General features: G+C 48.4%; 12 protein-coding genes. 11 read left to right on the top strand and 1 reads right to left on the bottom strand.

From position 1 onward, the window contains the following. The first annotated feature begins 17 nt into the window (after positions 1–17). From phoU to PPHA_RS14635, 11 genes are all read left to right on the top strand, one after another. Positions 18–677, top strand: a complete 660-nt coding sequence (gene phoU / locus PPHA_RS08310; protein ID WP_012508401.1) for a phosphate signaling complex protein PhoU — start codon at positions 18–20, stop codon at positions 675–677. Between the two features lie 154 nt (positions 678–831). Next, positions 832–1,563 carry a PhoU domain-containing protein gene (locus tag PPHA_RS08305; protein WP_012508400.1) on the top strand — a complete coding sequence of 244 codons (732 nt, stop codon included), beginning with the start codon at positions 832–834 and terminating at the stop codon, positions 1,561–1,563. A gap of 94 nt (positions 1,564–1,657) precedes the next feature. Next, positions 1,658–2,761 carry an efflux RND transporter periplasmic adaptor subunit gene (locus PPHA_RS08300; RefSeq protein ID WP_012508399.1) on the top strand — a complete coding sequence of 368 codons (1,104 nt, stop codon included), beginning with the start codon at positions 1,658–1,660 and terminating at the stop codon, positions 2,759–2,761. After that, the gene (locus PPHA_RS08295; protein WP_012508398.1) at positions 2,758–5,862 is read left to right on the top strand and encodes an efflux RND transporter permease subunit; all 3,105 of its coding nucleotides are present in this window, start codon (positions 2,758–2,760) and stop codon (positions 5,860–5,862) included. Before PPHA_RS08300 ends, PPHA_RS08295 begins: the two co-directional genes overlap by 4 nt. A 49-nt stretch (positions 5,863–5,911) precedes the next feature. Then, positions 5,912–6,310 carry a DoxX-like family protein gene (locus PPHA_RS08290; protein WP_012508397.1) on the top strand — a complete coding sequence of 133 codons (399 nt, stop codon included), beginning with the start codon at positions 5,912–5,914 and terminating at the stop codon, positions 6,308–6,310. Further along, positions 6,311–7,582: a hypothetical protein gene (locus tag PPHA_RS08285; protein ID WP_012508396.1), complete on the top strand. Its 1,272-nt coding sequence runs from the start codon at positions 6,311–6,313 to the stop codon at positions 7,580–7,582. 22 nt (positions 7,583–7,604) lie between these two features. After that, a complete protein-coding gene (locus PPHA_RS08280) occupies positions 7,605–8,474 on the top strand; it encodes a glycosyltransferase family 2 protein (protein WP_012508395.1) in 870 nt (289 codons plus the stop codon). Positions 8,475–8,537: 63 nt separating this feature from the next. After that, positions 8,538–8,903 (top strand): DUF3127 domain-containing protein, encoded by a 366-nt coding sequence (locus tag PPHA_RS08275; RefSeq protein ID WP_012508394.1) that lies wholly within the window; start codon positions 8,538–8,540, stop codon positions 8,901–8,903. Positions 8,904–8,924: 21 nt separating this feature from the next. Beyond that, a complete protein-coding gene (locus PPHA_RS08270; RefSeq protein WP_012508393.1) occupies positions 8,925–9,497 on the top strand; it encodes a 3'-5' exonuclease in 573 nt (190 codons plus the stop codon). A gap of 19 nt (positions 9,498–9,516) precedes the next feature. Then, positions 9,517–10,275 carry an SDR family NAD(P)-dependent oxidoreductase gene (locus PPHA_RS08265; protein ID WP_012508392.1) on the top strand — a complete coding sequence of 253 codons (759 nt, stop codon included), beginning with the start codon at positions 9,517–9,519 and terminating at the stop codon, positions 10,273–10,275. A gap of 36 nt (positions 10,276–10,311) precedes the next feature. Beyond that, complete coding sequence (locus PPHA_RS14635; protein ID WP_012508391.1) at positions 10,312–13,467, top strand: PAS domain S-box protein; 3,156 nt, start codon at positions 10,312–10,314, stop codon at positions 13,465–13,467. 406 nt (positions 13,468–13,873) lie between these two features. Here PPHA_RS14635 and PPHA_RS08255 read toward each other — a convergent pair whose 3' ends face one another. Further along, on the bottom strand, positions 13,874–15,520 hold the full coding sequence (locus tag PPHA_RS08255; RefSeq protein WP_012508390.1) for an IS1634-like element ISPph1 family transposase: 1,647 nt from the start codon (positions 15,518–15,520) through the stop codon (positions 13,874–13,876). Positions 15,521–15,580 lie beyond the last annotated feature (60 nt).

Here is a 15,580-nt window from a genome sequence, read left to right as displayed (position 1 = left end):
GAAACCATTACACGATCATGTCAGAACGTCCGGTCCATGAGCTTATCAAAGAACTCTCCCAGGTTCTTGTTCAACTCTCCGATAAAGTAGTGGGGAATTTGCTTGATGCCCTGCATGCTGTAAAATATCAGGACGAACAGGGTGCGCGCAAGATCAGGATGGTAGATGATGAAATTGATTTGGCCGAGGTCAACCTTGAGGAGCGCTGTCTTGCATTTCTTGCCTTGCAGCAGCCGGTAGCAAGAGACCTTCGCACCATTGTTACCATTATTAAAATCAACGATGATCTTGAGCGTATCGGTGACCTCGCAGTTCATATTATTGAACGGATGCCGGAAATCAGTCCGGAGATGCTCGAATTATTTAAATTTGAGCAGATGGGTATGCGCGCCGGCGAGATGGTTAAAAATTCAATTGAAGCTTTTGTCTCCAAAGACCGTATACTTGCAGGCCATGTGTGCGCTCTTGATGAAGAGGTCGATGTGATGCATCGCTCCGTCTTTAAAAAAGTGATTGCCTTGATGAAAGGGCCAGACTCTGATGTTGACCAGCTCATAGCGGCGTTAAGCATATCAAGGTATATCGAACGCATGGCAGACCATGCAAGTCGCATAGCCAATGAGGTGATATTTTTGGTGACGGGTGAAATTGTTCGCCACAGGGGAGGATTTTATTAAAAGTCACTTCTGTGGCTCACAAAGAGATCAGGAGGCGAGGTGCCGATGATGAGATACCGCGGGTTTTAGTTTTTTTTCTTGCATTTAATCTTGCAGGTCTGCTAAATTAACGACACCTTGTATTTTTTAAACATAAGCATGGTGTTTGAACCCTATGGCGAACCTGTTAGGCAAATTTTTCGGCGATTCACCGAAAACAGCAGAAACCCCGAAAGCTTTTACCATCCAGATTGATCCTCTGAAGTTTGCTCTTTCCATGAAACCGCAGGGGACGGTTCATGTGCAGCTTGAATCACTCAAGCAGAAGCTGACCAAACTCTCTTCAAATGTCGAAAACAACCTGATGCTCAGTATACGGGCATCAACAAAAGCAAATATCGAGCTTGCTGCTTCAGCATTCAAGTTTGATGAAGCCTATATCCGGAAAGGGAAGTTCGAGGTTGAATACCTGACGCTGGCTTATGCTTCATTCCAGAATCTTGGTGCAGAAGATCTCAAGGCGGTCAACTATGCCCGGATGATCCTTCGGGAGCTTGAAAAACTGGCCCAGCTCGCACTCAATATTGCCGACAAAACCGGTTATGTGGAGTTTGCCAATGTTCAGGAGCTGCACAAGGATGAGTATGGACTCAAACCGATGGGTGATATTACGGCTGAAATGATCAAGAAAGCAGTTGAGGCCTATGTCAGCAGCAACTCAAAACATGCCAGCGAAACCCTGATGATGATGCAGGAGATTCAGACTCTTTACGATGCGGCTGTCGCAAAAATCAAAGCATCGGTTAACGACCAGAATATTACGAATCTGACCGGTATCCTTTCCATTGTTGAACATGTCAAGACATCTGCGGATATCTCCTGTTCCATTGCGAGCCATTTCTGCTGAAATGCCTCTCTTTTCAGCGATAAAAAAAAGCGTGCTTCGGTTCGCTTTTTTTTATCGTGCATGTTGTCCTTGATTATCCGATGAATATTTATCCATGAAAAACCCGATAACGATAGCCGGTATGCTGAAACAGCACAAACTCGCTGCAGTCGTTCTCCTTGCCACTCTTTTTCTGGCACTTTTCTGGTACTCTCAGCATCGCGAACCATCAAAAGGAGCAGCAAAAAGAGCGGATGAACGTATTCCTGTTTCGGTTGCCCTCATCACCAAAGCGGCAGTCCAGGACAGTTTCAGTACGGTCGGTACCGTTGAGGCCCTCAGAGAGGCTGATATCTTTTCTGAATCTGCAGGTCTCGTTCGCAAGGTTTCGGCTGAACCGGGGAGCTCGAAAAAGGCCGGAGAGGCTTTGTTTACTCTTGATGATGAACTAACCACCGCCCGGCAAAGGAAAGCCGATGCACACTACCGTCAGGCGAAGCGAGACGTTGAACGTTACAAAAATCTCTACAGTGAAGGCGCTGTAGCACTTTCAGCCTATGAAAGCGTGCAGTTGCAACTCGAAGAGGCGGAAGCCGAGTTTATAGCGGCCACCCGAAAACAGAGCGATACCCGAGTGAAAGCCCCTTTTTCAGGTGTGGTAACTGCTCGATTTATTGAGCAAGGGGAGTTGGTTCAAGAGGGAAAGAAGGTTGCACAGATGGTAGACCTCTCGAAACTCAAGGTCATTATTTTTGTGCCTGAGCGGGAGATCATCAAATTTGTGCCAGGCACACTGCTGACCGTTACCAGCGATCTTTATCGAGGGAAAGTTTTCAGTGGCAAAGTAAGTTCAGTGAGCGACAAGGCGGGTCGTGACCACACCTTCAGGGTTGAAGTTGTGCTGCAGAACTCTGCAGAGAGCATGTTCAGGTCCGGCATGTTTGCCAGGGTACTCCTGAAAGGCACGGGTGAGCGTCAGGCCATTCTTGTTCCGCGTGTTGCACTTGTTTCCGGAATCAGAAAACCCGAACTCTTTGTTGTCCGCAACGGCAAGGCTTTTTTGACCCCTTTTGTTGCAGGAATGGAGTTGCAGAAGCAGCTTGAGGTTCTTGGTGGACTCTCGGTGGGCGAGAGTGTGGTCATCAGCGGCCAGAACGAGCTTCATGACGGCTCTGAAGTGGTTGTTATTGACCAGAAGAAGAACCCTGCAGCGCCATGACACTGACAGAGCTCTCCATAAAACGACCGACGCTCATTGTCGTTATCTTCACCGTGCTTGGTATTCTCGGCCTCTTCAGCTACAGGCAACTGCAGTACGAACTGCTGCCAAAAATGACGCCACCTGTTGTTACCATATCCATCCGTTATCCAGGGGCTTCGCCGGGTGAAGTTGAGACCTCATTGACCAAACCGGTTGAGGAGGCTGTCTCCGCTATCGAAAAAATCTCCTCCATAACCTCGACCTCAACCGAAGGTCTGTCGGTCGTTGCCATCGAGTTTTCCAACTCTGCCAATATTGAAAAGGCATTGCAGGACGCACAGCGCAAGATCAACGAGGTGCGCGACAGTTTTCCCGATGAGGCAAAGGCTCCGGTCATTACCCGTTTTGCGCTTGATGAGGTTCCGGTACTGCGTATCGGAGCAACCTCATCGTTACCGGATACCGATTTTTATCAACTCCTCAAGGATGATATCAAGCCCCAGCTTGCAAGCATAGCGGGAGTAGGCCAGGTTTATCTGCTCGGAGGACGTGAGCGTGAAATCAAGGTCAATATCGATCTTGAACGGCTTCAAAGTTACAGTCTCACCATTCCCGATGTGCTTAAAGAGGTCGGAAAGGCCAATATTGATTTCCCAACCGGTAAAATTGATGATAGCGACAAGCAATTTGTGGTGAGGCTTGCCGGTAAATTCACGAGCCTTGAAGAGCTGGGAGCATTGGTGCTCCGCTCCTCCTCTACCGGAACCGTGACACTTCGTGATGTTGCCGAAGTCGAGGATGGCTTCAAGGAGATTACAACCCTTACCAGGGTGAACGGACGCAGTGCTGTCGGCATTATGGTCATGAAACAGAGCGATGCCAACACGGTTGATGTCAGCCGCCTGACAAGGGCAACGCTCTCCCGCCTTACAGCGCTCTACCACAGCAAGAACCTTTCGTTCGATATTGCACAGGATGCCTCTACCTTTACGCTTGAGGCCGTTACTGCCGTACAGCATGACCTGATGCTCGCCATTCTTCTTGTTGCACTGGTCATGATGCTCTTTCTGCACAGTCTGCGCAACTCCCTGATTGTCCTTGTCTCCATTCCGACATCGCTGGTGACCACCTTTATCGGGATGTATGCTTTCGGATTTTCCCTCAATCTCATGACCCTCCTCTCCCTTTCGCTGGTAGTGGGAGTTCTGGTGGACGACTCCATTGTCGTACTTGAAAATATTTATCGCCATCTTGAACGCGGTGAAGAGCCACGCCATGCAGCCCTTACCGGCAGAAACGAGATTGGCTTTACCGCACTCTCCATCACCCTTGTCGATGTGGTCGTTTTTCTTCCGCTTTCACTGGTAAGCGGTATTGTCGGCAATATCCTGCGCGAGTTTTCCGTAGTCATGGTCATATCAACCCTCGTCAGTCTTTTTGTCTCCTTCACCCTGACGCCACTGCTTGCATCACGCTTCTCCAAAGTTGAAAAGTTTTCAGGCAAGAACATCTTCGAACGTTTCGCCATCGCTTTTGAAAACAGCTTCCAGCGATTGAGGGAGGGCTATCTCAATCTTCTGCAATGGAGTCTCCGCAATCCACGGAAAGTTTTTTTCAGCGCAATCATTCTGCTTTTTTCCTCTTTTCTTCTTCCCTTTTTCGGCTTTATCGGAGGAGAGTTTATCTCCGTCTCCGACCGTGGAGAATTTGCTGTCATGCTGGAACTTGAACCAGGGACACCCCTTGAAGAGACCAATCGGGTGACAAGAAGTGTGGAACGTCGTCTTACCGCAATGGCCGAAGTTAAAAAAGTGATGGTCAATGTTGGTGCGTCGAACGAAGGGTTTTTCAACCAGAGTGCAGACAATATTTCAGAAATCAACGTCAGGCTCTCCCCCAAGGAGGAACGAAGCCGATCGACCGATGCCATCATGCAGGCAATCCGCATCAACCTGCAGGATATTGCGGGGCTCAAGGCAAGCATCAACCCGATTGGTATCTTCGGAACCGCCAATGAGACACCAGTTGCTGTTATTCTCAGCGGGCCCCTCAGAAGTCAGGTAACACGGGTGGCTGAAGCGTTGCGAGACAGCGTCAAAACGATTGCAGGCACAGCCGACGTCAAGCTTACCTCACAGGTAGGGAGTCCGGAGATGCGCATCGTCGTTGACCGCGAAAAAATGGCATCATTCGGCCTCACCATTGCCGATGTTGGAGCAGCCCTCCGCACAGCCTATGCCGGAGATGAAGCTGGTAAATTCCGGGATGGAGGTGACGAATATGATATCAGGGTTATGCTCGACAAATACTACCGTCAAGGTACCGCCACCCTTTCCGAAATTACCTTCCGTACGCCCGAGGGCGATCTGGTTCGTCTTGGACAGTTTGTCTCCTTTGAGCAGGATCGGGGTTATACCCAGTTGCAGCGTAAGGATCGCAACAATGCCGTTTGGGTAAAGGCACAGGTTATCGGGCGTCCTGTTGGCAGCATCGGCAAGGAGATTGAGCGCATTATGGGGAATATGAAAAAAAGTGGTTTCATGCCCTCAACGGTTTCCTACGCCTATGAATCTGATTTGAAACGGCAGGGAGAGTCGAATTCAACTCTTCTGCTCTCCTTTCTTGTTGCAATTATCTTTGTTTATCTTATCATGGTAGCGCTCTATGATTCCTGGATCTGGCCGATGGTGGTCATGTTTTCCATTCCGCTGGCCCTTATCGGAGCCCTTTTTGCCCTTGCCCTTACCGGCAAATCGCTCAGTATCTTCACGATTCTCGGTATTATTATGCTGGTAGGACTTGTAGGAAAAAATGCAATACTTCTGGTCGATTTTATCAATAAATTCCGTCTTGAGGGTATGGAGCTTTCTGTGGCGATTATTGAAGCTGCCAGGGAGCGGTTACGCCCGATTCTCATGACCACCCTGACCCTGATTTTTGGACTTCTGCCGATTGCACTTTCGGGAAGTTCCGGCTCTGAATGGAAATCCGGTCTTGCTGTTGCTCTTGTCGGCGGTTTGGCCAGCTCGATGTTTCTTACCCTGTTGGTGATTCCTGTAGTCTATGTCTGGTTTGACCGAATGAGCCGGAAGTTAGCCAGACTGAAACGCAAGCCGTGAATGTAGTATTTATGTATATGTATAATTCCGTTGATGAAAGGGGGAAGCAATGCGCTTTTTTGTAAACCAGACACCGTCACTGTTGATTTGCCGTCTGGCTCTTGCCTTTTCATGGGTCTATCAGGGTGCTGTGCCAAAAATTGCCTGTCAGAGCAAGGGTGAAATTGATCTGCTTGGTCACCTGATTCCTGTTTATCAGTGGGCCTGTGAGGCTGTTTTCTGGATAGGGGCTGCTGAAATTCTCTTCGGACTTTTTCTGCTTGTTGCTCGCTCGCAATGGGTTTTCTTGCTCAATATTGCAGCGCTGACAGGGCTTCTTCTTTTTGTTGCCCTGTTTGAACCGGAGCTGTTCACCTTGCCGTTCAATCCCCTGACACTGAATATTTCCTTGCTTGCACTCTCGGCGATTGCCTTGCTGGAGCTAAAAAAATTAAACCATCTCACCTGAATGAATCTGCGCCATTTTGATGGAGAGTTAAATACTGTTGCCCGGCTTTTTCTCTCTGTTTCAGTAACGGTCATCGCCCTCGCCTCTCTTTTTGGTGCGGCAGGCGCTCTGATGGCCAATCTCTTCCTTCTGAAGCTCCACCCCTATATCTTCTTTATCGGATTCGGCAATCTTGCCATTCTGATTCTCAATCGCTACCTCACAGCAGCAATCTATCCCGAACTGAAGGTCGATCCCTTCAGGCAACTGCGTTATATCATTCTGATTCTGATCGCTCTTGTCATGATTACGGTTGCCATCGCCATGGAGTGGCCATTGCTGAAAGCACTCACCGGGTTGGTGCTGATCATTGCGGTGGTTGCACCGCTCAGGGAAATTTTCACCACCCTTTCGGTTTCGAAAATATGGAAAGAGGTTTCGGTGCGTTACTATATTTTTGATGTTCTTTTTCTGCTTGTTGCCAATATTGGACTCTTCACCCTTGGTCTCAAAGAGGCTTTTCCCGATCAATGGCTCATTCCGTTTTTCGTAACCCAGTCCTCCTATTTTCTTGGCTCCTCTTTTCCTCTCAGCATCAGTGTAATGGGCTTTCTCTATACCTATGCCTGGAGTCGCTCATCCAAACGGGAGCTGGTCAAACGCCTTTTCAGCCTCTGGTTTTATGTTTTTGTTGGTGGAGTTCTGCTCTTTCTGATTGTTATTCTTGCCGAATATTATCTGGGTATGATGCTGATCAGCCATATTCTGCTCTTTGGTGTCATGGCGCTCTTCGGCGGTTTCACCCTCTACCTGTACAACTTTTTCCATAAAAATTTTCCCCATCCGGCACTTGCCTTTTTGTTGAGCGGTCTTGCCCTTCTTTTTGCGACAAGCGCCTATGGTATCATGAATATCTTCTTTCTCAAGGGGATTCATTTTGGCACCATCCCACCCCTGCGTTTCGACAGGATGTGGATCTATCACTCCCATACCCATGCGGCACTGCTCGGATGGATAACCTTCTCTTTCATAGGCATGATCTACATTGTCATACCCTCAATTATCCGTTCCAATTCACTTGAAACCCTCAGAAGCGAGCGTGCACTCTCAGCGCTGCTGGGTGAGCCTGTCATGAAAAGAGCCTTCACCCAGCTCACACTGCTCCTGCTCTCCGCAACGGCAATTCTTCTTGCCTTTTTTCTGGAAAACAACCTTTTGCTCGGTGTTGCCGGCACACTCTATGGATGCACGGTCTCTTATCTTTCAATCAACCTTCGGCAGGAAATAACATAATCTCTTGGTGGAGGAGAACAGTATGGGTTTTTTGAATCGACCATATGTAACGGTAACAATACCGATGTACAATAGCGCCAGTTTTATTGGCGAGACCATACAATCGATATTGTCACAGACGTTTACCGATTTTGAGCTTTTAATTTATGATGATCACTCGACCGACGGCTCCTATGATATCGCAGCTTCATTGGCCGATTCCCGAATCAAGCTTTTCAGAAATTCTGAAAACATCGGGCCGGAGGCAAACTGGAACCAAGCAATCAGCCAGGTCAGGGGGAAGTATGTCAAACTGGTCTGCGGGGACGATATCCTTTTTCCGCACTGTCTTGAAAAGCAGGTAGCGGTTTTTGACGATCCCCGTAATGCCGGGGTAAGCCTGGTCAGCAGTCAGAGGACCATTATTGATCCTTCAGGAAAGACCCTCATCAAAAAGGTCAATTTTGTTGATGGAGGTCGCATGGATAAGGTAGAGGTAATCCGGAAAATGGTTCGTATGGGAACCAACATTATCGGTGAACCAGTCTGCGGCCTTTATCCCGCCGAGCTGATTGCCAAAATCAGCGGTTACAGTGCGGTTGTTCCCTACACCATTGATCTCGATTTCTGGATACAGATGCTCCGGCATGGCGACCTGTTTGTTATTGACGAATCCTTGTGTGCTTTCCGTATCTCCGATCTCTCATGGTCGTCAAGGATAGGAGATCTTCGTTATCAGCAGTTCATGGAGTTCATGGAGCAGGCTGCAGCCGACGAAAGCCACGGCGTTACGGATCTCGATCTGTTTATCGGAAAAATCAATTGTGCTGTACAGTCGATGACCAGTCTCATGGGTTTCAAACTTTTTGCCTCTTCAGCCTCCGAGCGAAAAAATATGCGGAATGCATCCTGAACGACGGAGGAAAAAGAGAGAGCAAGGTATTTACACTAACGATTTTTATCAATACGAACATTTATGCAACTCACAGCAAAGCTGGCGGCAATTCTTCCTGAACAGAGCGGTACAGGAAAAAATGGAACCTGGAAAAAACAGGATATTATTGTCGAAACTGACGGGCAGTATCCGAAGAAAATCTGCATCTCCCTTTGGGGGGAGAAGTACGACAGAAACCTCCTCAAGGTGGGATCCAGGCTCACGATTTCCTTCGATATCGAGAGTCGTGAGTTCAACGGGAAGTGGTATACCGATGTCAAAGGATGGAAGGTTGAGGGTGTCAATGACGGGGGAGCCTCCTATGCTCAGGATGCGCCCTCTTATGCACCCCCGGCTTACGAGCGGGAAGGAGAGAGCGTTATCTCCAATGACGATTGTCCCTTTTGAACTTCAGACAGCATCAACTCCATGTATCTCTTTTTCGATACCGAAACAACAGGTCTGCCGCGTAACTGGCGTGCACCGGTGACCGACGTCGACAACTGGCCAAGGCTGGTGCAGTTGGCTTATTTATCCTTCGATGCTGAAGGCAATCAGCTCTTTTCCGGTGACGCAATCATTAAACCGGAAGGCTTTGTCATTCCATCAAGCGCCGTACAGATTCATGGTATATCAACACAGAGAGCCCTGCTTGAAGGAAAACCGCTCGGGCAGGTGCTGCAATCTTTCTATGAACTTGTCGCCGATGCCGAGGTGCTTGTGGCCCACAATATCAGTTTTGATGAGAAGATTGTGGGCAGTGAATTGATAAGGGCCGGGATGCCAAACAGCCTCCCCTCAAAAAGAAAAATATGTACGATGGAGAGTACGACCGATTTTTGTGCCATCAAAGGGCCGTATGGCAACAAATGGCCCAAACTCTCTGAACTCTACTTCCAACTTTTCGGTACCGTATTTAACGAAGCACATAATGCAGCCAGTGATATTCAGGCCACGGCGAAATGTTTCTGGGAATTGAAAAGAAGGGGAGTTATCCGGTAACCGATAAACGGCAAAGATTATGCGACTTTTTGAGAAAATTGCGCTCGTCACGGGAGCCGCAGGAGGAATTGGCAGGGCAGTGGCACTCTGTTTTGCAGGGGAAGGCGCAGTTGTGATTGTCAGCGACATCAATGCGACCGGATGCGCAGAAACCCTTGAACAGCTTGAACGCAAAGGTGGAAGCGGCATGTCGGTGATAGCGGATGTAACGCAGGAGGAAGAAATTCTGGCGCTCTACCGCCAGACAGGAGAACGCTACGGGAGGCTTGATATTGTGGTGAACATTGCCGGTGGAGACTGCGAACCGGCAGCCGATGTAGAAGGGATTGACTACCTCAGAATGAGCGCCAATCTCGACCTGAACCTTAAATCATGCATCATCTCCTGCCGTGAAGCTGCCCGGTTGATGAAGCCCCAAGGTTTCGGCAAAATCGTCAACATGAGCTCACTGGTCTACCGGGGGAGTCCGAACCAGTTCTCCTATGCAGCAGCCAAAGGTGGTATTTACGCCTTTACCCGTTCGCTTGCCCTGTCGCTTGGGCGCTACGGTATAACGGCCAATGCCCTTGCGCCAGCCCTTGTTGAGGTGCCAGCCTTTGTTGCGGCATTGGGCCCCGAACGGTGGGAGATGCTTCGCCGGGAGTGCGCACAACGCTACCCGCTGGGCAGGGTCGCAACGCCAGACGACGTCGCTCGCTGCGCCCTCTTTCTTGCTTCCGCTGATGCCGACTTCATTACCGGCCAGATTCTTGAAATTTCCGGAGGCGCAAGGCTTTAAACGGATATCATATACAGTTTAGACAAGAGAGAAGATATGAGCCAGGATATGAGCCAGGATCGGGAGAGACTGAACCTCGTTTTAAGTGTTGCACGTGAAGGCTTTTGGGACTGGAATCTGAAAACAGACCAGCTTTACCTGAGCCCCAGATATTGCGAGGTTACTGGCTACTCCCCAATCGACACCCTGTTCGACACCGCCTTCATGAAACTGATTATCCACCCCGATGATCATCAGCTTTTTTTTCATGCCCTGGAAGCGCTGCATCAGGGAAGAGAAGAGAGCTTAACGATCGAATACCGGATGATTTCAAAAGATGGCGTTATGCACTGGATTGAATGCCGATGCAGAAAAGTTGAGCATGATGAAGATGGCACGGTTTCGCACCTTATCGGTACGATTGTCGATATCACCGATAAAAAAAAGAGAGAGCACGATCTGCACAAACTCAACCATGCACTTCTGGCAAGCAATGAACGGATGCACCTCATTATGGCTGCAACCAATACCAGCATCTGGGAGTATGATGTCATCACGGATACCAACTTCTGGCCAGATAAGTTATGGCGAATGTACGGCCTTGAGCCCTATAGCTGTGAGGCAACCCATGAAAACTGGCTGAACACCATCATCCCTGAAGACCGGGAAAGGATTGCGCAAATCACCGGGGAAGATATAAGAAATGGCGTCGAATTCAATAACATATGGCGGGTTCGTGATCCTGATGGAGCAATACGCTGGCTTATGGCCAAGGGAACTCCCTTTAAAGATGCTGACGGCAAGGTGTTGCGCTATGCTGGAATCGTTCTTGACATTACTGATCGCAAGGTACAGGAAGAGGCACTGCAGGAAAGCGAAAATCGCTTCCGGAATCTCTTTGAGAAACACTCCTCGGTCATACTGGTTCTTGATCCCGATACAAGCCAGATTGTTGATGCCAATCAGGCGGCTGCGACATTTTATGGGTGGCCGCTTGAAAAACTGAGGCAGATGCCTTTCCGGCGGGTCACAATGAGCTCGCCTGAAACGGTGAAACGTAATCTTGAAAGGTTCAGGGCGGCAGAGAAAGAGCAAGGCTCTTTTCACCATTGTCATCGTCATATTTTAGCCGATGGATCAATCCGCGACGTGGAGGTGTTCAGTTGCGCCATTCCATATCATGGCAAACCCCTGATTTATTCAATCATTAACGATATTACCGAGCGAACGCAGATCGAACATGCCCTGCGTGACAGCGAAAAAAAGTTCCGTTCCATTACAGAACAAATCGCCGAGATGGTTTTTGTTACCGACGATAAAGGAGCCTTAACGTATGTTTCGCCTGTTGTTGAAAAGATATTTGGTTACAGCGCCAGTGAGGTGATCCGGCATCTTTTTACTGAATATCTTGCTGAAGAGGAAGTTTCGAGAGCCTTGGCCATATTAGCCAATACATTGCGGGATTATTTTACCGATCAGGTATTCGAAGGACGGTTCAGAAAAAAAAACGGATCCCTTTTTTACGGGGAAGTTCATGTACGCTCTTACCGGGATCAGGACTCTTCCGGAATGATTGGTTTGATTCGTGATATTTCGGAGCGCAAAGCATATCAACAGGAGTTACTCGAAAGCAGGCAGTTTCTCAAAACGATCTATGACGATGTCAATTACTCTATTTTTGTTGTCGATGTTTTGCCCGACCGTTCTTACCTCTTCAAGGGCATTAACCCGATGCATGAAAAACTGACAGGTATCAAGAGTGAGCAGATCAGCGGGAAAAAACCGGAAGAGATTCTTTCTCCTCATTTTGCCGAATTGGTTATGCGCCACTATGATGAGTGCATTCGAGAGGGTCATCCGATTCGGTATGAAGAGTTGCTGCCCTTCAAAGGTAAAGAGACGTTGTGGGAGACCGTGCTGAACCCTGTCCGCAATGAGAGCGGCACGATCTGTAGAATTATTGGTACCAGCATTGATATTTCGGAACGTCGCCTGGCCGAAGAGGAGAGAGCACAACTTGAAGTTCAGCTTCAGCAGTCCCAAAAAATGGAGATGATAGGACGGCTTGCCGGAGGGATTGCCCATGATTTCAACAATATGCTTACGGTGATTCTCGGTCACTCTGAAATGGCCATTGAACTGTTTGACCCCTCCCAGCAAGCCTATGCTGATCTTGAGGCCATCCGACAGGCGGGAGCCCGTTCTGCCGATCTGACCCGTCAACTCCTCGCCTTTGCACGCAAGCAAATCGTCATTCCAAAAATTCTTGAGCTGAACAGTGTCATTGAGCATATGCTGCCCATGCTGCGGCGCCTTATCGGGGAAAATATTGCGCTTGTATGGATTCCGGACTGTAAAAACTCCCATTTGAAGATGGATCCGTCACAGATCGACCAGATTCTTGTCAATCTCTGTGTCAACGCTCGTGACGCCATAACTGGTAACGGTACCATAACACTGAAAACCGAGTGCCTCGCTCTTCCCGATATCGGAAGGAATGCCCGAAATTCCGGGGAGTCGCCTGTTGACTATGTGAGGCTCTCCATACGTGATGACGGTGGAGGTATTGACAAAGACGATCTTCATCACATTTTTGAGCCCTTTTTCACCACCAAAGAGCAGGGAAAAGGTACCGGTCTTGGTCTGTCAACGGTCTACGGGATTGTCAAACAAAACAATGGCACGATTGAATGCCAGAGCGAACCGGGACAAGGAACCATCTTCACCATTCAATTGCCCCGCTACAACCTTCAGCCGCAGGTGGAGCAGCAGACACAAGCGGAGCAATTCAGGCATCATGGCCATCAAACCATTCTGCTTGTAGAAGATCAACCGGCTATTCTCAAGCTCTGCAAATCCATGCTTGAACGTAACGGCTATGCTGTACTTACAGCGGAGTCACCTGCAGAAGCGCTTCGGAAGGAGGCAAACTATAAGGGAACTCTTGACTTGTTGCTGACGGACGTAATCATGCCGGAAATGAATGGCTCCGAACTCTCCAGACAGCTTCAGGCTCTTCGTCCTGAACTCAAAACGCTCTTTATGTCAGGCTACACGGACGACGTCATTATCCACAACACGCTTCTTGACAGTGGCGTCAATTTTATCCAGAAACCCTTTACCATGAAATCGCTGATTACCATCGTCGATACCATCCTCAATCCCGACGAATGCGAGCCTTCGGGGGCTACTACCAGGCCGCTTGCTGAGTGAAGGAGGCAAGAGAGGGAAGGCTCATATGACCTTTATTGAAGCCGAAAAGCAGTACCCCGAACCATGGATGGTTTTAACAGGCAGGGTGAATTTGAGACCGTTTTTTTTAAGGCGCAACCGATGAACCAGGGCATCAAGGGAGCGATTGCCATACTCATTGTTTTCATAAGCAAGGGATGACAAAAGGGCACCTCTATTTAATCATGAATGATATATCTTTATAAAATATATAGTGTTAGCGTCATGAGATGAGTGCAATATTTCGTATATTAGAGCAATAATATCAACTTGCCCTTTATCATGAAAAACATCAACCCGTTAGGTATGTTTGACGAGCATTTTTTGCTTGAAACGGAAGTTCCAGCAATAAAAGAACGAGAAATCCCTATAACGCCTTATTTCAATTTTATTTACGCTTCGGGGCCAGTTTTTTCCTTGTGACTACATCAACATTTTTGGCATCAATAATCGAAGGAAGGGTAATCCCGGCAGCGGCAAGTAACTCAGCAGCCAATCCTTTCGACTGGGGAATTTTCTGACAGCTTGATCCTTTGAGGGTGACGATTGTGCTGCGTATTGCGCCAAGTTCATCAATTCCTTCCGGTACCGTGCATTCACATTTTTTCCAGAGTTCTGATAACTGCCTCTCGATTTTATAGGCAAGCATAACGGCAAAGACATGGCCACGAGTGCTCGCTTCGGTTCGCACATGAACCGGTCTGATTTCAAGATGACTTTGCTTGAACGTCCGAAATGCATGCTCCACTTTGGCCAGATCTTTGTACCGATCATGGACTTGTTCAGTCGAAAGCAGCTCTTTCTTGACATCGGTTTTGATCACATAACAGCCGTCCAGCAGAGCGACTCCTTTCAGGATTTCTTCATTGACCGTTACCGTGAACACCCTCTCCTGATGGGTCAGTTCCAGCACATCATTGAGCTTGTACTGGCTGATCTTTTTCTGAAGAGAGCGTTCTGCAACATCCTTGTCGCGCTTGAGGGAACCAGCGAGATAGCTGTTTTTCTCGTCCACATAACGCTGGATTTTTTTCACCCGTTCCTGGCGATTCTTTGCCATCTCGGCCTCGCGAACCGGATTTCTTCTCAGCACATATCGAACGCCATCGGTTTTATTTTCAACCTCATACAGCTCTGAATCGAAAAAATCCATTTGCAGTACCTCTGCCTTCAGCAGGGTTCTGATTTCGGGTTTCGAGAGTGAGGTGATGTAATGAAATCCCGCATCGGTCAACTCTTTGGCCTGCGGCGTTTTGATCATACCCTTGTCGCCAACCATCGTTACCTCTTCAATGCCGAAAGTGTTGGCAATGGTGCGAATCTGCTCTGCAACGGTTGACTTGTCGCCGGTATTGCCTGCAAAGACCCGGACGGCAACCGGATCGCCATCTGCGGTACACAACAAGCCAATAACGATTTGCTTCTTCCCCTTTTTGCCATCCCGGTTGTAACCAAAAGCAGCAAGCACATTCTCCATCCCTTCAAGATATGATGAGGTAACATCATAGAGCAGCAATTCCGGGCCAGCACCCGCTGAATTGTGCTTGAATAACTGCTGCTCAATGCGCTCCTGATGCTCCGTCAGCCAAGCCAGGTTGGCATAGAGGTCATCTTCTGTAAAGCGTTCTAATTCAAGGACATCACAGGCGCCATAACGTGCTGCCATCCTGACCGCACCGAGGCGTGAACCCTGCCCGATCAATCGAGCCATAATCTGCCACAATGCAAGCTTTCCCTGGCGGGTATTACCAAGCGTCTTGCTGATACCAAGCCTCTCGGCAAGCGTTTTGAGTGCATATACCACACCAACACGAAGCCCCTCATGTAGTTCAACATCCTCAATATGCAACAGGGCTGCCAAATTGTCTTTGTACTTCAGGGCAAGTTTAATGGCGGCAATCTCTCCTTCCGAACATTTTGAGATCTTGCCCAACGTGCGATTTTTCACCTTCCCATCTTCACGATAGGATTCACGAAAAAGATGGCGCTGGTAGGTTTTGCCATTAATGGTGGTCTTGCTGGAATCTACGTACATTGTGACTATATCATAGGTTTGCTAAACGCTTAAATATATGATATAAAAAATAATATTCCA

It is taken from the genome of Pelodictyon phaeoclathratiforme BU-1 (assembly GCF_000020645.1).
GTDB classification, from domain to species: Bacteria; Bacteroidota; Chlorobiia; order Chlorobiales; family Chlorobiaceae; genus Chlorobium; species Chlorobium phaeoclathratiforme.
The sequence above is the reverse complement of the archived record's forward strand: the minus strand, read 5'-3'. Positions and strand labels throughout refer to the sequence as shown.

Excerpts from the sequence above, each read along its gene's own strand:
- PPHA_RS08285 (WP_012508396.1), top strand. The coding sequence starts at position 6,311 with ATGAATCTGCGCCATTTTGATGGAGAGTTAAATACTGTTGCCCGGCTT.
- PPHA_RS08300 (WP_012508399.1), top strand. The coding sequence starts at position 1,658 with ATGAAAAACCCGATAACGATAGCCGGTATGCTGAAACAGCACAAACTC.
- PPHA_RS08295 (WP_012508398.1), top strand. The coding sequence starts at position 2,758 with ATGACACTGACAGAGCTCTCCATAAAACGACCGACGCTCATTGTCGTT.
- PPHA_RS08290 (WP_012508397.1), top strand. The coding sequence starts at position 5,912 with ATGCGCTTTTTTGTAAACCAGACACCGTCACTGTTGATTTGCCGTCTG.
- PPHA_RS08270 (WP_012508393.1), top strand. The coding sequence starts at position 8,925 with ATGTATCTCTTTTTCGATACCGAAACAACAGGTCTGCCGCGTAACTGG.
- PPHA_RS14635 (WP_012508391.1), top strand. The coding sequence starts at position 10,312 with ATGAGCCAGGATATGAGCCAGGATCGGGAGAGACTGAACCTCGTTTTA.
- phoU (WP_012508401.1), top strand. The coding sequence starts at position 18 with ATGTCAGAACGTCCGGTCCATGAGCTTATCAAAGAACTCTCCCAGGTT.
- PPHA_RS08255 (WP_012508390.1), bottom strand. The coding sequence starts at position 15,520 with ATGTACGTAGATTCCAGCAAGACCACCATTAATGGCAAAACCTACCAG.
- PPHA_RS08280 (WP_012508395.1), top strand. The coding sequence starts at position 7,605 with ATGGGTTTTTTGAATCGACCATATGTAACGGTAACAATACCGATGTAC.
- PPHA_RS08305 (WP_012508400.1), top strand. The coding sequence starts at position 832 with ATGGCGAACCTGTTAGGCAAATTTTTCGGCGATTCACCGAAAACAGCA.
- PPHA_RS08265 (WP_012508392.1), top strand. The coding sequence starts at position 9,517 with ATGCGACTTTTTGAGAAAATTGCGCTCGTCACGGGAGCCGCAGGAGGA.
- PPHA_RS08275 (WP_012508394.1), top strand. The coding sequence starts at position 8,538 with ATGCAACTCACAGCAAAGCTGGCGGCAATTCTTCCTGAACAGAGCGGT.